The following is an 18,869-nucleotide window of genomic DNA, read 5'->3' on the forward strand; positions in this document are numbered from 1 at the left end:
TATTGTATATTTTGGGGAAAATGCATATAATATGATACAAGAGTCCCAAGCACGGAGGAATTCCGTGTATCATAAGTCAAGGAGTTAACATGAAGAGAAAACGGAAAAAAGGGGGTTGTATACATACGATAGCAGTGACCGTCGGTATGTTCTGTCTTGCAGTAGCGGTGATCTGTATTGCGTATGGAGTCGGCCTGAAAACGCAGATTGTGGGGAAAATAGAACGAGAATTTACGAAGCCGAAGGAGATACCCTTCCAGGAGGTGGTGATATCTGAGGATGAGGTGGAGCAGAAATTCTACTACCAGCAATTGAATGAGGAAGAAAGACTGGTCTATAAGGAGATATTGGAAGGAATACGGGGAAATACAGAGGAGATCTATATCCATGCCTCGGACGCAGAGCGGGCGAATAAGATTTTCCAGGATATCCTGAAGGATCATCCGGATATCTTCTGGTGCGACGGAACCATATCAGCGACCACCTACGGAGGATCAGAATCCTACACGGTGCTGAAACCGACATATATCTATGACGAAGCGTCAAAGGAGACGATGAAGGCCGAGATAGAAGGAGCCGCGGCACAGTGTTTGTCGGGAATTGCGGCGGATGATACGGAGTATAATAAGATTCTGTATGTCTATGAATATATAGTTGATACGGTCGATTATGACCTGGAGGCGCCGGATAATCAGAATATTTACAGTGTATTTGTCCATCAGCGGTCGGTATGTGCAGGTTATTCCAAGGCGGCGCAGTATCTGCTGGAGAGATTGGGTGTGTTCTGTACCTATGTGACCGGGACCACCGGCGGCGGACAGAACCATGCATGGAATCTGGTCATGTGTGAGGGGGATTATTATTACCTGGATGTGACCTGGGGAGATCCGGTATTCCAGGCTGCCGAAGGGGAAGAAGTAAGAGACTTTGAGAATATCAGCTATGATTATATGTGCTGTGATGATGCAGAGCTGTTCAAGAACCACACGCCTGACGAAGGCACAGCGCTTCCGGCATGTACGAAAATGAACCGTAATTACTACATGATGAATAACATGTATTATGAATCCTATGACAGCGGTTTGATCCTTCAGAGAATGAATGACGTAATCGCCTCCAGAGGGAATCCGGTGGTGATCAAGTTCGCCGATGATGCGCTCTATAACCAGGCGCATGATGACGTGTTCCAGAATGTGGTGAAGGCGGCGGCTAAGAATCTGGCTGAGTGGTATGGGCTTGACGAGGTGAGATATCAGTATATGGATGAGCCGGAACTTAATAAGATTACGGTATATTGGCAGTATGAGTAGAAAAAATATGGTTGAAAATCCTCAGATTTTGTAGTATAATTTTTACAATTTGAGGAGACGAGGATGTTTGCCGGACCATGTATAATAGGGCAGTTGTGCATGCAACTGCCCTTTTTGCGGAACTTTAATGACACCTTGGCTGCGCTTTTTGTTAGTATTTCAGAAAGGAAACGGGTGAATATATGAAAGCATTTCTTATATTGGAAGACGGGACAGTCTTTACAGGAACAAGTATAGGCGCCGCGAGGGATATGATCAGTGAGATTGTGTTCAATACTTCGATGACAGGATATCTTGAGGTGTTGACAGATCCTTCTTACGCCGGACAGGCGGTGGTGATGACGTATCCGCTGATCGGGAATTATGGGGTTACACCGGATATGGAATCGAAGAGGGCGTGGCCGGATGGATATATTGTAAGAGAACTGTCCAGGATGCCCAGCAATTTCCGCTGTGAGGGGGGACTGGAGGATTTCTTGAAGGAACAGGATATCCCGGGGATCGCCGGAATTGACACCCGTGCCTTGACCAAGCGACTGCGCGAGAAGGGGACGATGAACGGAATGATCACGACCAATGAGAACTATGATCTCCATCAGATACTTCCAAGGCTTAAGGGATATGCGATTGGGGATGTGGTGTCGCAGGCGTCCTGCCAAGAGAGATATGTCTTAGAAGGCGATGGCCCAAGGGTGGCCCTGATGGATTTTGGGGCGAAGAATAATATTGCCAGATCTCTGAACCAGCGGGGATGCCAGGTGACTGTCTATCCGGCCCATACGCCTGCGGATGAGATCATAGCAGCAGATCCGGATGGGATCATGTTGTCTAACGGGCCGGGGGATCCTCAGATGAATGTATCTATTATAGAAGAACTGAAGAAGCTTTATCGGACAGAGATTCCGATCTTCGCGATCTGTCTCGGGCATCAGCTGATGGCCCTTGCAAATGGCGGGAAGACCTATAAGTTAAAATACGGCCACCGGGGCGGGAATCATCCGGTTAAGGACTTAAGCGACAGCCGTGTCTACATATCCTCACAGAATCACGGCTATGCGGTGGATGCTTCGAGTATGGACCCGGCGGTTGCAAAGGAAGCATTTGTCAATGTCAATGACGGGACGAACGAAGGTCTCCGTTATATAGGAAAGAAGATATTCACGGTGCAGTTTCATCCGGAGGCATGTCCGGGTCCTAAGGATTCAGGCTATCTGTTTGACCGGTTTATCGATATGATGAAAGGAGTGTAGACCATGCCCAGGAATACAGCGATTAAGAAGGTACTGGTCATCGGGTCAGGACCGATCGTGATTGGACAGGCGGCGGAATTCGACTATGCAGGGACCCAGGCCTGCCGTTCTCTGAAGGAAGAGGGGCTTGAAGTGGTTCTGCTGAATTCTAATCCCGCGACGATCATGACGGATAAGGATATTGCGGACCGAGTCTATATCGAGCCGCTTACAGCAGAGGTGGTAGAGCAGTTGATCTTAAAGGAGCGGCCGGACAGTGTGCTGCCGACGCTTGGCGGGCAGGCAGCGCTCAATCTTGCCATGGAGCTTGAGGAGAGCGGATTCTTAAGAAAGCATCATGCAGCCTTGATCGGAACGACCTCAGAGACGATCAAGAAGGCGGAGGACAGGCTGGAGTTCAAGAAGACCATGGAGAAGATTGGGGAACCTTGTGCGGCGTCCCTGGTAGTAGAGACGGTGGAAGACGGTGTAAGATTCGCAGAAGAGATCGGTTATCCAGTGGTCTTACGCCCGGCCTACACGCTTGGCGGCAGCGGCGGGGGGATCGCGGACAACCAGGTTAAGCTTATGGAGATCCTGGAGAATGGACTCCGTCTCTCCCGCGTGGGGCAGGTTCTGGTGGAGCGCTGTATCGCGGGATGGAAAGAGATCGAGTATGAGGTGATGCGTGACGGCAGCGGCAACTGTATCACGGTCTGCAATATGGAGAATATAGACCCGGTGGGGGTACATACGGGAGACAGTATCGTGGTCGCGCCGTCTCAGACATTGGGAGACAAGGAGTACCAGATGCTTCGGACCTCTGCGCTTAATATTATCAGTGAGCTTAACATCACCGGAGGATGTAACGTGCAGTATGCCCTGCATCCGGAGACGTTCGAGTATTGCGTCATCGAGGTCAATCCCCGGGTGAGCCGTTCCTCTGCGCTGGCCTCCAAGGCGACAGGTTATCCCATAGCCAAGGTTGCGGCGAAGATTGCCCTTGGATATACACTGGATGAGATCAAGAATGCGGTTACTAAGAAGACCTATGCGAGCTTTGAGCCGATGTTGGATTACTGTGTGGTCAAGATTCCAAGACTTCCGTTCGATAAGTTTATCAGTGCCAAGCGGACTCTGACGACGCAGATGAAGGCGACCGGAGAAGTCATGAGTATCTGTGATAACTTCGAAGGAGCGCTCATGAAGGCGCTCCGGTCCCTAGAGCAGCATGTGGACAGTCTTATGTCTTATGATTTCTCTGAGCTTCAGAAGGATGAGCTGATGGAAGAACTGGCAGTGGTGGATGATCTGAGGATATTCAGGATCGCAGAAGCAGTCCGCCGGGGCATTACATATGAAGAGATCCATGCGGTAACGAAGATCGACCTGTGGTTCATCGACAAGCTGGCGATTCTTGTGGAGACGGAGCAGCGCCTTAAGGAACAGGAACTTGACGAAGAGCTTCTAAGAGAGGCGAAGCGTCTAGAATTCCCGGATACGGTGATCGCAGAGCTTACTGGGAAGACCGGACGGCAGATCCATGATCTTCGGCATGAATACGGGATCACCGCCGCATATAAGATGGTAGATACCTGCGCGGCAGAATTTGCGGCGGAGACGCCTTATTATTATTCCGTGTTCGGAAGTGAGAATGAGGCGGTCCGGACTTCAGGTAAGAAAAAGGTACTGGTGCTTGGTTCCGGACCGATCCGAATCGGCCAGGGAATCGAATTTGATTTCTGTTCGGTACACTGTACTTGGGCATTTGCGAAAGAGGGATACGAGACGATCATTGTCAACAATAATCCTGAGACGGTGAGTACAGATTTTGATATCGCAGATAAATTATACTTTGAACCTTTGACGCCGGAGGACGTGGAGAGTATCGTTGATCTGGAGAAACCGGACGGGGCTGTGGTGCAGTTCGGCGGACAGACGGCCATCAAACTTACGGAATCCCTGATGGAGATGGGAGTGCCGATCTTAGGCACTTCTGCAGAGAATGTGGATGCAGCGGAAGACAGAGAGTTATTCGATCAGATTCTGGAGGAATGTGAGATCCCAAGGCCAAGCGGCGGTACGGTCTACACGGCCGAAGAAGCCAGGGAGGTTGCGAACCGCCTTGGTTATCCGGTCCTGGTAAGGCCTTCTTATGTGCTGGGCGGCCAGGGGATGCAGATCGCCATCAATGATCACGATATCGACGAGTTTATCGGGATCATCAACCGGATCGCTCAGGACCATCCGATCCTGGTGGACAAATATCTGCAGGGGAAGGAGATAGAGGTCGACGCGGTATGCGACGGCGAGGAGATATTGATTCCCGGTATTATGGAGCATATCGAACGTGCAGGCATCCATTCCGGCGACAGTATCTCCGTATATCCTGCGCAGAGTATTTCTGATAAGACTAAGAGGACGATCGAGGAGTATACAAGGAGACTGGCCAGATCGCTGCATGTGATCGGACTTATCAATATTCAGTTCATCGTGTGTGGGGAGGAGGTCTATGTAATCGAGGTGAATCCCCGTTCCAGCCGGACGGTCCCCTATATCAGCAAGGTCACAGGGATCCCCATTGTTCCGTTGGCGACGAAGGTCATCATCGGCAATAAGCTTAAGGATCTGGGATATACGCCGGGACTGCAGGCAGAGGCGGATTATTTCGCAGTTAAGATGCCGGTGTTCTCCTTCGAGAAGATCCGCGGTGCGGACGTAAGCCTTGGACCGGAGATGAAGTCCACGGGGGAGTGCTTAGGAATAGCGAAGACATTTGACGAGGCGCTCTACAAGGCATTCTTGGGGGCGGGGATCAAACTGCCGCGGCATAAGAATATGATCATTACCGTGCGTGAGGAGGATAAGGCCGAAGCGGTGGAGATCGGACGCAGATTCCGGAAGATCGGCTACCGTATCTTCGCGACGGAAGGAACCGCCGAGGCTCTGAAAGCAGGAGGTGTGAAAGCGAATAAGGTCAGGAAGATCGAGCAGGAATCACCGAACCTGATGGATCTGATCCTGGGACATAAGATTGATCTTGTCATTGATACGCCGCATCAGGGGGCGGACCGGGCGAGAGACGGATTCGTGATCCGGAGGAACGCGATCGAGACCGGCGTCAATGTTCTGACGGCGATCGACACGGCAAAGGCTTTGATCACCAGTCTTGAGAATACAGATATTAGAAAACTGACGCTGATTGATATTGCAAAGATTAAAAATGGTGTATAATAGAGATAGTAGCTTTTTGGACGTTAGGACGAAGGAGGAAATTATGTTAGAAAAGCTTGATTTAACCAAATCTCTAAATAAGGCGGAATACAAGGAGAAGATGGCGGAGCTTATGCCAAGGCTGGGCAAGCTACAAAGAGAGTGCAGAAGACTCGGAGTCCCGGTGATGATCGCGTTTGAAGGGTACGGCGCTTCCGGGAAGGGAGTCCAGATCGGTGAGCTTATCAAGGCTCTTGACCCTCGTGGATTTGAAGTGTATGCGGTCAAGAATGAGACAGAGGAGGAGAAGATGCATCCGTTCCTCTGGAGATTTTGGACGAAGATGCCGTCGAAAGGGCGTATTGCGATCTATGACAGCAGTTGGTACCGCAAGGTATTGATCGACCGGTTTGATAAGAAGACGAAGAAGAGTGAGCTTGCAGATGCTTATCGCTCTATCTGTTCTTTTGAAGAGCAGCTTGCGGCGGACGGCATGGTGATCATCAAGATATTCCTGGCGATCGACGAGAAGGAGCAGAAGAAGCGTTTTGACAAGCTGTTAAGTTCGGATGAGACGGCATGGAGAGTAAGCCGGGAAGACCAGAAGCGGAATAAGTCCTTCGAGAAGTATCAGGAGATGAATGAAGAGATGCTGAGAAGGACGGATACAGAGTATGCGCCGTGGAATATCGTGGAGGCTGTGGATCGTAAGTTCGCGACGGCGAAGATCTATGCGATCGTTGCTCAGACTCTGGCCGAGAAGGTAGAGGAGGCGAGACGTGCAGAAGGCAGGAAGGAACCGGTGAATGCAGAAGATACGGATATAGACGGGGAGCTTCGGTTCAGCATGTCCGAACAGGATAAGAAATTCAAGAATTCCATCCTTGCCAAAGCAGACTTAGGCCTTGCATACACGAAGGAGGAATATAAGGCACGGCTTAGCAAGCTGCAGAAGAAGATGGAGAAGCTGCACGGAGAGCTCTACCGCAGGAGGATTCCGGTGATACTTGGTTTTGAAGGCTGGGATGCAGGCGGCAAGGGCGGCGCGATCAAGCGTCTGACAGAGAAGATGGATCCCAGAGGCTATGTGGTGCATCCCACAGCCTCCCCCAATGACATCGAGAAAGCGCATCACTATCTCTGGCGGTTCTGGGTGGATATGCCTAAGGCCGGCCATGTCACCATCTTTGACAGGACCTGGTACGGCAGGGTCATGGTGGAGCGGATCGAGGGCTTCTGTTCCAGGCAGGAATGGCAGAGGGCATACAAAGAGATGAATGATATGGAGAAGGATCTGGCGGATGCGGGGGCGATCGTACTGAAGTTCTGGATGCAGATTGATAAGGATGAGCAGGAGAGAAGATTTAAGGCAAGGCAGGAGAATCCGGAGAAGCAGTGGAAGATTACGGATGAAGACTGGCGTAACCGTGAGAAGTGGGATCAGTACGAAGAAGCGGTGAACGAGATGCTGATCCGGACCTCTACGCCGCATGCGCCATGGGTCGTTGTGGAAGGCAACTGCAAGTATTATGCCCGTATCAAAGTATTGGAGACGGTTGTGGAGGCCATTGAGAAGCGTCTGAAGGATTAGGCAGTTAGATAGCGGAAGGATGTGTGACAGGTGACGATCAGGGAACAGATGGAACTTAGGGAATCAGAGTATTTAAGCCCTTACGCGGCGAGGAGCAGAGATTCCGCCGGCAGGGAGCGGGAAGAAGAAGAGTGCGATATCCGCCCGGTATTCCAGAGGGACCGTGACCGGATCCTGCACTGCAAATCCTTCCGCCGTATGAAGCAGAAGACCCAGGTGTTCTTGCTGCCCAAGGGCGACCATTACCGGACCAGGCTGACCCATACCCTGGAGGTATCGCAGAATGCCAGGACGATCGCGAAGGCGCTGCGTCTGAATGAAGACCTGGTGGAAGCGATCGCGCTGGGGCATGACCTTGGGCATACGCCTTTCGGCCATGCGGGAGAGTATGCCCTGAACAGAGTATGCCCGCTGGGTTTCCGCCACAATGAACAGAGTGTCCGTGTGGTGGAATGTCTGGAGAGGCAGGGGGAGGGGCTTAACCTTACCTGGGAGGTGAGGGACGGTATATGGAATCATAAGTTTTGCTGTACTCCGCATACGTTAGAAGGGCAGATCGTGCGCCTGTCAGACAAGATTGCATATATCAATCATGATATTGATGACGCTATCCGGGGAAATATTCTGTCAGAGGAGGATATTCCCCCGGAATACAGGCGTGTGCTGGGATCGTCCACCAGGATCCGGCTGGATACTATGATCCATGATGTGATCACTCACAGTATGGATCAGCCGCAGATCAGCATGTCTTCGGAGGTCATGGAGGCTATGCTTGGTCTGCGCAGGTTCATGTATGAGAATGTATATAAGAATCCTGCGGCGAAGGGGGAGGAAGATAAGGCGGTCAAAATGATAGAGAATCTGTACGGGTATTATATGAAGCATCCCGGCGCAATGCCCAGGCAGTTCCTTATCAAGATGGAGAACGGGGAGTCTGGCAAAGAGCAGACGGTGTGTGATTACATAGCGGGTATGACGGATACCTACGCAATAAAAAAGTTCGAAGAATATTTTATCCCGGAATCATGGAAAATTTAAAAGGAAATCGAATACTTTTGTCGAATATTATATATGAGGGTATAAAAAATGTATTCCGAAGAAGTAATTGAAGAAGTAAGATCAAAAAATGATATTGTGGATGTGATATCCGGTTATGTGAGCCTTAAGAAGAAGGGAAGCTCTTATTTTGGCTTGTGTCCGTTTCATAATGAGAAGTCGCCCTCTTTTTCTGTCAGCAGGCAGAAACAGATGTATTATTGCTTCGGATGCGGGGCAGGGGGCAATGTAATTACTTTCATTATGGAGTATGAGAATTTTTCTTTTGTGGAGGCGCTTAAATTTCTGGCTGAGAGGGCAGGAGTTGAGCTTCCAGAACAGGAGTACTCTAGGGAAGCAAGGGAACGGGCGGATACCCGGGCCGTTCTCCTTGAGATCAATAAGGCGGCGGCTCAGTATTATTATGTGCAGCTTAAGAACAGTCAGGGAGCGCAGGCGCTTACATATCTGAAGAACAGGGGGCTTAGCGACGACACGATCAAGGCATTCGGGCTTGGATATTCGAACAAATACAGCAATCTTCTGTACCAGTATCTGAAATCTAAAGGATATCAGACAGATATGATCGCCAAGGCCGGATTGATCAGTGTGGATGAACGTCACGGCGCTTCCGATAAGTTCTGGAATCGGGTGATGTTTCCGATTATGGATGTGAACAGCCGGGTGATCGGTTTCGGCGGAAGGGTCATGGGTGAGGGACAGCCCAAGTATCTGAATTCTCCGGAGACCGTGATATTCGACAAGGGCAGGAACCTGTATGGGCTTAACCGGGCGCGTACTTCGAAGAAGTCTTATTTCCTGCTTTGCGAAGGGTACATGGATGTGATCTCGCTCCATCAGGCCGGATTCACGAATGCGGTGGCATCCCTGGGAACGGCGCTGACTCAGGGGCATGCTTCGCTGATCAAGCGCTATGTGCAGGAGGTATATCTGACCTACGATAGTGACGGGGCAGGTACCAGGGCTGCGTTGCGTGCGGTGCCGATACTTAAGGATGTGGGGATCACGGCGAAGGTCATCCGCATGGACCCCTATAAGGATCCGGATGAATTCATTAAGAATCTGGGGGCGGAAGCTTTCGAGGAGAGGATTGGCAAGGCGAGGAATGGTTTCATGTTCGGTCTGGAGGTCCTTGAGAGGGAGTATGATATGCAGTCCCCGGAGGGGAAGACTGATTTCATGCGGGAGGCAGCCAGACGGCTTACGGAATTTGATGAAGAGATTGAGCGCAATAACTACATAGAGGCGGTGGCGGCCGCCTACCATGTGGGCGTGGGGGATCTGCGGCAGCTTGTAGGTAAGATAGCGGTCCAGTCTGGGCTTGCCAGGCCGGCAAGACGGCCGAAGAGCACGGATGAAAGGCTAAGGAAGAAGGAGGATGGGATGACGAAGTCCCAGAAGATTCTGCTGACCTGGCTGATCGAGGATGAGGTTCTCTTTCGGCAGATCGAACAGTATATCTCTCCAGAAGATTTTACGGAGGGGCTGTATCGAGAAGTCGCACGACTTGTCTATGAGCAGTATGAGGCGGGGGCTGTGAATCCGGCGAAGATCATGAACCATTTTACAGAAGAAGAGGAGCATCGAGAGGCGGCGAGCCTGTTTAACACGAAGATCAGGGAACTGACGACGGCGAAGGAACAGGAGAAGGCACTGAAGGAGACGATCATCCGAGTGAAGAACCACAGCATAGAAGAGGCGACGAAAAACCTGGAACCGACTGATATGAAGGGGCTTCAGAGACTGATGAATGCAAAAAGGGAATTGCAGGACATCCAAAAACTGCATATTTCTATTAATTAAGGATAAAATATAAGCAAGCAATGAGAGGATGGGCACTATATGGAAGAAAACATAGTGAAATTTGAAGAGAAATTAAAAGAACTGGTCTCTCTGGGTAAAAAGAAGAAGAGTATTCTGGAAGTGCAGGAGATTAATGATTTCTTTTCGGACATGGAACTGGAACCAGATCAGATGGAGAAGGTATTTGAATATCTGGAGGGCCACAATATCGATGTACTGCGTATCAGCGGGGATGATGATGATCTCGATGATGTGGATCTTATGATTTCGGAAGAAGACGATGTAGATATGGAGAAGCTGGATCTGTCGGTTCCGGACGGGATCAGTATCGAAGATCCGGTCCGCATGTATCTGAAGGAGATCGGTAAGGTACCGCTTCTGACGGCTGATGAAGAGGTAGATCTGGCGAGCAGGATGGCCGAAGGCGACGAGGACGCCAAGAAGCGTCTGGCCGAGGCGAACTTACGTCTGGTTGTCAGCATTGCGAAGCGCTATGTAGGCCGCGGTATGCTTTTTCTTGATCTGATCCAGGAGGGGAACCTGGGGCTTATTAAGGCTGTGGAGAAGTTCGATTACCGTAAGGGATTCAAGTTCAGCACCTATGCGACCTGGTGGATTCGTCAGGCGATCACCAGAGCGATTGCAGACCAGGCGAGGACGATCCGTATTCCGGTCCATATGGTGGAGACCATCAATAAGCTGATCCGTGTGTCCAGACAATTATTGCAGGAGCTGGGGCGTGAACCCACGCCGGAGGAGATCGCGGAAGAGTTGGACATGCCTGTGGAGAGAGTCAGGGAGATCCTTAAGATCTCTCAGGAGCCGGTATCTTTAGAGACGCCGATCGGTGAGGAGGAGGACAGCCACCTGGGTGATTTTATCCAGGATGACAATGTACCCGTACCGGCAGAAGCGGCAGCCCAGACCCTTCTTAAGGAGCAGTTGGATGAAGTGCTTGATACTTTGACAGAGAGGGAGCAGAAGGTACTGAGGCTTAGATTCGGTATGAACGACGGCCGTGCGCGTACACTGGAGGAGGTCGGCAAAGAATTCGACGTTACCAGAGAGCGTATCCGTCAGATCGAGGCGAAAGCGCTCAGGAAGCTTCGGCATCCAAGTCGCAGCAGAAAATTAAGAGATTATCTGGATTAAGAAAGAGGCGCCTATGGAACTATCAAGAAGACTTTATGCGGTTGCAAGTCTTGTGACAGAGGGCGCCTCTGTTGCAGATATTGGAACAGATCACGGGTACATACCAATCTATCTGGTGCAGAAGCAGATCGCATCGAAGGTGATCGCACTGGACATCAACGGCGGGCCTCTTGAGCGGGCAAAGATGCATATTATCGGGCATAATCTTAAGGGGAAGATCGAGACCAGGCTGTCGGATGGTCTTCAGGCCGTGGAGCCGGGGGAGGTGGATACGATCATAGCCGCCGGTATGGGCGGAGGACTGATCATCCGGATCCTGGAAGAGGGCAGGGAAGTAGTAGATCAGTTGAAGGCCTGTGTTCTGCAGCCGCAGTCCGAGATATGGAAGGTGCGTAAATTTCTGCTGGATCAGGGCATGGATATCATAGATGAGGATATGGTGGAAGAGGACGGGAAATTCTATACGATGATGCGGGCAGTCCCGGCGATTCGCAGAGAGTCTGCCAAGTATACGGAGTGTGAGTATATCTTCGGGAAGCGGCTCCTGGAGAAGAGAAGTCCGGTCTTGGAGAGATTTCTTCACAGGGAACTGGCCATCAGAGAGGATATATTCAAGGAATTGAGCCACCATGTGGAGAGCGAGGGGGCAAGGCTTCGCAAGGATGAAATCCGGAGGGATATCATGATCATCAGCAGAGCGCTTGGATACTACTGTATCCGTCCGGAGGACTGAACAGGGATACGGGGTATCTATCGGCGGAAAAGGAGAATGGAAGATATGGTTTGCAAGGATGTATTAGCGGTAATAGAGAGTGCTTATCCGGCAGAATATGCATTGGAATGGGACAATGTAGGTCTGTTGGCGGGGCGGGATGACGGAGAAGTTAAGAGTATCTATATTGCGGTGGATGCCACGGACGAAGTGATCCGTGAAGCGGTATGCCGCAGTGCGGATCTTCTGATCACGCACCATCCGCTGATCTTCGGCGGGATGAAGCGGATCACGAATCGGGACTTTATCGGAAGGAGGCTCTTAGAACTGATTCATCATGATATCTCCTGCTATGCTATGCATACGAATTATGATGTGCTCAGGATGGCGAAGTTGTCTGCGGATATGATGCGGTTAGAGGGGCAGGAGGTTCTGGAAGTTACCTGCCGCGGTATGGAGGCGGCGAAGACCCGGGAAGGCGCCGGCAACAGTGAAGGCACGGAAAGCAGCGTGGAAGGGATTGGACGGATCGGACAGTTTGAGAGGCCGGTTACGCTGAGACAGTGTTGCGAGGAAGTGAAGAAGGCATTCCGGCTGGATGGTGTCCGTGCCTTTGGGGATCTTGAAGGGCAGGTTGAGAGAATTGCGATCTGTCCCGGGTCCGGAAAGAGCGTGATACAGGAAGCGCTGCGCAAGAAAGCAGATGTGTTGATCTCCGGTGATATCGGGCACCATGAAGGGATCGATGCGGCTGCTCAGGGAATGGCTGTGATCGATGCGGGGCATTATGGTATTGAGTGGATCTTTGTGGAAGACATGGAACGATATCTGGCGGAGAATCTAAGCGGTGTGGAGATTATGACTGCATCGTTGCGTCATCCTTTTGCCAGTGTTTGAGCGGATTAGGAAGATTCTTTAGAAGCCAGTTATAAGAAAGAGGTGAAAATATGGGGAAAGAGATGTATCAGGTACAGATTGGAGAAGAGGTCCGGCAGTATGAGGCGGGAACTACATATGGCCAGATCGCGGCAGACTATCAGAAGAATTATGAAGAAGATATTGTGCTGGTATTTGTGAACGGGAAGCTGCAGGAGTTATTCAAGAAGCTGAAATCAGACTGTACGATTCAGTTTGAGACGACGGCGGGGGAGATCGGCAATAAGACCTACCGAAGAAGTATTAATCTTATGCTGGTGAAGGCGGTTTATGATGTTGCGGGACATGATGCCGTGAGGAAAGTACGGATTCATTTCTCCGTCAGTAAGGGGTATTATTGTACGGTGGACGGCGATATCAATGTGGATCAGGATTTCCTGGACCGGGTAGAAGCCAGGATGCATGAGATGGTGGATATGGATATGCCGATCCATAAGCGTTCTGTCCGCACCGATGATGCGATCGCGCTGTTCGGCAGGCATGGGATGCACGATAAGGAGAGGCTGTTCCGCTACCGCAGAGTCTCCAAGGTCAACATCTACAGTATGAATGAATTCGAAGACTATCACTATGGGTATATGGTTCCAAGTGCGGGGTATCTGAAGTATTTCAAGCTGTATCTGTATGACGAGGGATTCGTTGTGCAGATGCCGGTGAAGTCAGCGCCTAAGGAGGTACCGGTATTTGAACCGCAGAATAAATTGTTCCAGGTGTTGAAGGAGTCGGTTCACTGGGGAGATCTCCAGGGGATCGAGACGGTGGGCGCGCTCAACGATAAGATCACGAAGAATGATGTCCATGACGTGGTATTGGTACAGGAGGCGCTGCAGGAGAAGAAGATCGCGGAGATCGCGTCGCAGATCGCCGCACGCCCGGAGCTTAAGTTTATCTTAATAGCGGGACCGTCGTCCTCTGGGAAGACCACCTTCTCTCATCGCCTGTCTGTACAGCTTCGGGTAAATGGTCTGACGCCGCGCCCGATCGCCGTGGATAATTATTTCGTTGAGAGAGAAGAGAACCCAAGGGATGAGACGGGTGCTTTTGACTTCGAATGCCTGGAGGCCGTGGATGTGAAGCTGTTCAACCGTCAGTTGAACGATCTGCTGAACGGCAAAGAGGTGGTGATCCCGACGTTTAATTTCGTGACGGGGCATAAGGAGTATGGTTCGCAGGCGACGAAGCTTGGGCCGAACGACGTGCTCGTGATAGAGGGGATTCATTGTCTGAATCCGAAGCTGACCTTGAATCTCCCGGATGAGAATAAATTCAAGATCTACATCAGCGCCCTGACCCAGTTGAACGTAGACGAGCATGACCGGATCCCGACCACAGACGGAAGACTGCTTCGGCGGATCGTGAGAGACGCCCGTACCAGGGGCTCTTCCGCCCAGAGGACCATACGGATGTGGCAGTCGGTAAGGAGGGGGGAGGAGAAGTTTATCTTCCCGTTCCAGGAGGAAGCGGACGTGATGTTCAATTCTACGCTGATCTATGAGCTTGCCGTATTGAAGCTCTATGTGGAGCCGTTGCTTTTCGGGATTGATAGGAGCTGCCCGGAATATCTGGAGGCGAAGAGGCTGCTTAAGTTTCTGGATTACTTCGTAGGGATCGGAAGCGAGAATGTACCGACGAATTCACTGCTCAGGGAATTTATCGGGGGCGGATGCTTTAAAGTATGACGTATATGAGGCTTTTGAAATGATTTTCAAAGGCCTCATTTTTTGCGTTTGCAGCCTTGCTCGTTCAGTTTAATGCTTGCGGGAATAAAAAGATGTTGACAAAGACCGGAAATATTATATAATATACTACATGTGTAAGATTTAAAAATCGTTTGACTGCAGGAATAGGTAGGAGAGATGTATTTTGATGCGGATAAAAGACCGGGAAAAATATGCAGGAATTAAGAATATATTGAAAGCAGTGACAATGCTGGCCCTGATCTGTCTGCTGCCGGGGTGTGCATTAACCGGAAAGGGGCATAGGGAGGATGCTGTAAGCGGTTGGAACGAGGGACAGGATTACCAGGGAAGTCAGGAGGAATCGGAAGATGCTTTGGATTATGAATTGAAGACGGTTAAGATGGATCAGAAGGAAGCAGATGATGCGAGAGGGAAGCTGATTGCGCAGATGGAGAAGTGTAAGGGGATCTATACTGCCGCGTTGGCAGAGGGCTCGGATGAAGAGAGGAAAACTTCTGGCGGTGGGAAGGCAGTTTCAGTTGGAAATGATGGCACGGTGGTTGTGGACGGGGTTATTTTCCCTGAGGAAACAGTACATGAGATGATAGAAACCGCGGCGGCGGACGGCTGTTCGATTACCTGTGGAAGTCGTGATTACAATATGACAAATTATGAGAAGATTGACGCTGCCATAAGGCGGGCTGAGGAGGGGGAGGATGCGGAAGCGGAATTCTATCAGATCAATACGATAGGTGTCTTCCGGTATTACCGGCTTGAGTTCCATGAAAAGGAGTTGACCGTAACCTTCCTAAGCGCCTCATTCGATGAGGCGATGGAGATTTATATCCAACAGATGGAGAAGGTCGCGGTATACCGTTGGGAATATACCAAGAAGGGCTGGCTGATCTGGGAGAAGGCGCTGACCCGGAATCAGGAGATGGACATGCACATCTTCTACCGGATATTGCCGTTGGATGTACAGTGCAGGGATATGATGGAGCATTATATTGTCCCAGTCAGTTACTTAAGCAACAACCTGTTCCTGGAGGATTGGGATGAGAACAGCCTTGAGAAGATAGAGTTCAATGATCTGTTTGATTATCTGTATGAGATGGCGACCGGAAAGACACTGGATGAAGAAGTATATTCCGGCGGCATTCCCAAAGAAGAATTTGAAGCGGTAATACAGCAGTATTTTGATATCCGGACAGAAGAGATTGAAGCATACGCCGGGTATGATGCCGCCAAGGGCAGATATCCCTGGAGTGCGGTCCACGCGCTGAACCGCGTTCAGCAGATCCAGCCGTTCCCGGAAGTGGTGCGGTGCGAGGAGAAGGAAGGCGGGATACTTAAAGTGTATGTGGAGGCAATCTATATTGAGGAGGGAACGGATTATTCCTTCGGACATATGGTGACATTCCGAAGGACAGAGGACGGACGGCTGGTGTATGCGGGCAATCAGGTGGATCGGGAGAATGCCCGTCTGATTCCGGGATACAGACCGAGAAGGGAGTTAGAGACGAGATGAGGATACGGCCAAAGGATGTTGTGATGGCGGCTCTTATGCTGATCGGCGCCGTTGTATTTACAAGAGCGGCGGTGAAGGGAGTGACATATGGTCTGCAGCACATAGAGGTAGGATCGGAACAGCTTCCGGGTGAAGCGGCAGCAGAAGATCAGGCAGATGAGGATTCGGCAGGTCCCTATCCGCAAGAGCCTGACAGCGAGGATAACCTGCAGGTGGAGCGGACAGAAGAGATTCTAGGTGAAGAGGCTCGGAAGAAGGAGCTGCATATAGAGGTTATGGAGAACCGTCCGGGCGAGCTTGTATTTCAGGTTCCGATGGATGATTTTATAGACAGCTTCAATGGCCTCTATTGGGCTGACAAGGGGGAACGTTATCTGCTTCCGTCATTGCAGTGGCGCTCTTATGTGTATGATACGTCTATCCATTCCAACCATAAGACCTGCCGTTATCATTATTCCAGGGATGAGAGCATCCTGCCCCTTCCGACCATCACGGTCTATGCGCCAAGCAATGCTGACTATATCCAGGAGATCACGGTGAATTATGATGCCCATAGCTCTTTTGAGCAAATGTATACGATATATGAGGAACTGTGTTATTATACTCTCAAGGTTATGTTCCCGGACCTCTTGGACAACCTGATCCGGGAACTGTATACAACACTGAACAGGCTTGCCTTCGAGCATGATACGAATATGAAATATACCGCCGAATCTGTGCCGTGCGCTCTGTATTACAGAGATAATATAGGAATGTATCCTTATTTTGCATGGGGAGAGGATGTACATCTGTGCATCATTCCCGTGACGCAGGCAAGGATTGAAGAGATGAGGAATAAAGGGGTTGAGATCATAGAATTTTGACGGCATTCCTGTCCTGCTGCCGGAGATGCTTTTTCAGCATAAAGCACAGCGGCAGCAGAATGATCCAGATCAGCAGCGGATACAAGAGTGATATCATGGTCACTGACAGGTCGCGCACGATCCAGCCCAGCGCTTCAATGGAGGAGAAGTCTTCAACAGAGCGGATGCTGGTGAAGGTTCCGATCAAGAAGTCAAGCAGTCCGAAGATTGCCGAGATCATCATTACCATTTTGACTGCCAGAAAGCTCTCCTCATACGATATCAGGGGAGCATCCTTTTTGCCGAAGGCAAACAAGACTGCCCTGCCGAAGGCTTTCAGGCTTCCGGTGCCAAATAAGATCAGTACACAGGGTACCAGGACAAACAGACAGGTAAACCCATCCATATAATTCACAAGATTGCCGAATCCTCCGCCGACTCCTCTTAAGATCCAGAAAATAATCCCCAATAAATAAATCGCATAAAACATAATCAATATTCTCCTTTCTGCATGTTAGATCACTCCGCTCCATACAAGCCTGGCGGCTTCTTTTTGAGCGTCAAATTCTTCATCGGAAAGCCGGTTCAGCTTATCCAGATTCCTCATCGGCAGGTAATAGATCTCTCTTGGAATCGGCTGATAATCCTCATTGGCGTTCCTGCCGAAGGATTCTTCGTATATATCGCCTTCATTGATTAGAGAGTTCAAAGCTTGGCTGTCATCAGGGAACAGGCTGTTCCATAGTGTTCTCGTGTAACAATAATAGACGATCCTTACGGTCTTGCCGTCTCTTTGGATGGTCCGGCTCCTGGATGTGAAATTGTTGATTTTCAGGGCCTTTTGTTTTTCGATAGGGAGATTCAGGACAAACCGGATCTTCTCCATGGACGTATCCTCCCCGCTGTTTTCTGATTCTGCCGCATCAGATTTGTATTGCCATTCTCTGAGACCGAAGCTGTTAGGAACGTATGCAATTTCGTATCGTTCCATAGTCATACAATCCGGATCATAGGGAACCGGGATCGTATACTTCTGCAGAAAAACAGTAGTTCCGATCAGTACGGCACAGGTAGCGAGGGAGACGGCTGCGAATTTGCGGTGCATGCGTCCTTTTAGCTTTTTCAGGAAATCGACCTCATGCTCCTTCTCCGAAATTTCGCTGGGAATCACTGCCGTCATCTGCCGGTAAATGGTGTTGCAGGCATCGCAGCTTTCCAGATGCTTTTCAATCTCTTCGTTTGTCTCCGGGCTTGTCAGGCCGTCGATATATCCTGGCAGCAGGTCTGTCGCAATGCAGCATTTCATATTGATCCCTCCATTTCTTTCATGATTTTTTGTTTGGCCCGGTAGAAGGTGGTGCGTGCCCAGTTCTCGTTTTTTCCAAGAAGACTGCCGATCTCCGCAAAGGAGAATTCACCGGTCAGGCGCAGGTACACGAGCTCCCGCATGGGATCGGGAAGCTTATGGATCGCCTGGTATAGCTCCGTCTTCTCCATGTGGAACAGAGCAGATTGTTCCAAAGACTCCTGACAGGGGACCTGGTCTGTAAGCTCCACCTCTTTTTGCCGGGAGCGCTTACTAAGCCATTGATACCAGAGATGCTTGGCAATCTGGCAGAGCCATACGGACAGCTTGCAGCTTCCGTCGTAGCGGTCAATGGTCCGCATGGCCCGGAAGAAGGTCTCCTGCGTCAGCTCTTCCGCCAGATTCTCATCGTGAGTAAGGCTCAGCAGATACCGGTACACATCCTTCGCATGCTGGGTGTAGGCTTTTTCAATCTCTTTCAGGGCACTCACCTCCTTTTGGATCAGAAGTTT

General features: G+C 50.4%; 15 protein-coding genes. 12 read left to right on the plus strand and 3 right to left on the minus strand.

Features of this window, described 5'->3' with window-relative positions; genetic code table 11:
* Window positions 1-89 precede the first annotated feature (89 nt).
* The 12 genes from VSQ62_RS09655 (at window position 90) to VSQ62_RS09710 (ending at window position 17,072) form a co-directional block, all read left to right on the plus strand.
* Window positions 90-1,310, plus strand: coding sequence for a transglutaminase domain-containing protein (locus VSQ62_RS09655; RefSeq protein WP_334634590.1), 1,221 nt, complete (start codon window positions 90-92; stop codon window positions 1,308-1,310).
* A gap of 182 nt (window positions 1,311-1,492) precedes the next feature.
* Window positions 1,493-2,560: a carbamoyl phosphate synthase small subunit gene (locus tag VSQ62_RS09660; protein WP_334634592.1), complete on the plus strand. Its 1,068-nt coding sequence runs from the start codon at window positions 1,493-1,495 to the stop codon at window positions 2,558-2,560.
* A gap of 3 nt (window positions 2,561-2,563) precedes the next feature.
* Window positions 2,564-5,773 carry a carbamoyl-phosphate synthase large subunit gene (carB, locus tag VSQ62_RS09665; protein WP_334634594.1) on the plus strand — a complete coding sequence of 1,070 codons (3,210 nt, stop codon included), beginning with the start codon at window positions 2,564-2,566 and terminating at the stop codon, window positions 5,771-5,773.
* A 43-nt stretch (window positions 5,774-5,816) separates the two neighbouring features.
* Window positions 5,817-7,343: a polyphosphate:AMP phosphotransferase gene (pap, locus tag VSQ62_RS09670; RefSeq protein WP_334634596.1), complete on the plus strand. Its 1,527-nt coding sequence runs from the start codon at window positions 5,817-5,819 to the stop codon at window positions 7,341-7,343.
* A gap of 30 nt (window positions 7,344-7,373) precedes the next feature.
* The gene (locus tag VSQ62_RS09675; RefSeq protein WP_334634598.1) at window positions 7,374-8,381 is read left to right on the plus strand and encodes a deoxyguanosinetriphosphate triphosphohydrolase; all 1,008 of its coding nucleotides are present in this window, start codon (window positions 7,374-7,376) and stop codon (window positions 8,379-8,381) included.
* Window positions 8,382-8,429: 48 nt separating this feature from the next.
* Entirely contained in the window at window positions 8,430-10,202 is a 1,773-nt protein-coding gene (dnaG, locus tag VSQ62_RS09680) for a DNA primase (RefSeq protein ID WP_334634599.1), read from the plus strand.
* A 39-nt stretch (window positions 10,203-10,241) separates the two neighbouring features.
* Window positions 10,242-11,354 carry an RNA polymerase sigma factor RpoD gene (gene rpoD, locus VSQ62_RS09685; RefSeq protein WP_334634601.1) on the plus strand — a complete coding sequence of 371 codons (1,113 nt, stop codon included), beginning with the start codon at window positions 10,242-10,244 and terminating at the stop codon, window positions 11,352-11,354.
* A 13-nt stretch (window positions 11,355-11,367) separates the two neighbouring features.
* Window positions 11,368-12,087, plus strand: a complete 720-nt coding sequence (locus VSQ62_RS09690; RefSeq protein ID WP_334634604.1) for a tRNA (adenine(22)-N(1))-methyltransferase — start codon at window positions 11,368-11,370, stop codon at window positions 12,085-12,087.
* 45 nt (window positions 12,088-12,132) lie between these two features.
* Complete coding sequence (locus tag VSQ62_RS09695) at window positions 12,133-12,963, plus strand: Nif3-like dinuclear metal center hexameric protein (protein WP_334637619.1); 831 nt, start codon at window positions 12,133-12,135, stop codon at window positions 12,961-12,963.
* A 50-nt stretch (window positions 12,964-13,013) separates the two neighbouring features.
* Entirely contained in the window at window positions 13,014-14,681 is a 1,668-nt protein-coding gene (locus tag VSQ62_RS09700) for a nucleoside kinase (RefSeq protein WP_334634606.1), read from the plus strand.
* Window positions 14,682-14,868: 187 nt separating this feature from the next.
* Window positions 14,869-16,209, plus strand: coding sequence for a DUF6070 family protein (locus VSQ62_RS09705; protein WP_334637620.1), 1,341 nt, complete (start codon window positions 14,869-14,871; stop codon window positions 16,207-16,209).
* Window positions 16,206-17,072, plus strand: coding sequence for a hypothetical protein (locus VSQ62_RS09710; RefSeq protein WP_334634607.1), 867 nt, complete (start codon window positions 16,206-16,208; stop codon window positions 17,070-17,072). Before VSQ62_RS09705 ends, VSQ62_RS09710 begins: the two co-directional genes overlap by 4 nt.
* Here VSQ62_RS09710 and VSQ62_RS09715 read toward each other — a convergent pair.
* The 3 genes from VSQ62_RS09715 to VSQ62_RS09725 are packed head-to-tail and all read right to left on the minus strand — an operon-like array spanning window position 17,059 to window position 18,848.
* The gene (locus tag VSQ62_RS09715; protein WP_334634608.1) at window positions 17,059-17,541 is read right to left on the minus strand and encodes a hypothetical protein; all 483 of its coding nucleotides are present in this window, start codon (window positions 17,539-17,541) and stop codon (window positions 17,059-17,061) included. The two genes, VSQ62_RS09710 and VSQ62_RS09715, sit on opposite strands and share 14 nt — an antisense overlap.
* A gap of 24 nt (window positions 17,542-17,565) precedes the next feature.
* On the minus strand, window positions 17,566-18,357 hold the full coding sequence (locus tag VSQ62_RS09720; protein ID WP_334634609.1) for a zf-HC2 domain-containing protein: 792 nt from the start codon (window positions 18,355-18,357) through the stop codon (window positions 17,566-17,568).
* Window positions 18,354-18,848 carry an RNA polymerase sigma factor gene (locus tag VSQ62_RS09725; RefSeq protein ID WP_334634611.1) on the minus strand — a complete coding sequence of 165 codons (495 nt, stop codon included), beginning with the start codon at window positions 18,846-18,848 and terminating at the stop codon, window positions 18,354-18,356. Before VSQ62_RS09725 ends, VSQ62_RS09720 begins: the two co-directional genes overlap by 4 nt.
* Window positions 18,849-18,869: the final 21 nt, after the last annotated feature.

This window comes from Sporofaciens sp. JLR.KK001 (assembly GCF_036941055.1).
Lineage (GTDB): Bacteria > Bacillota > Clostridia > Lachnospirales > Lachnospiraceae > Sporofaciens.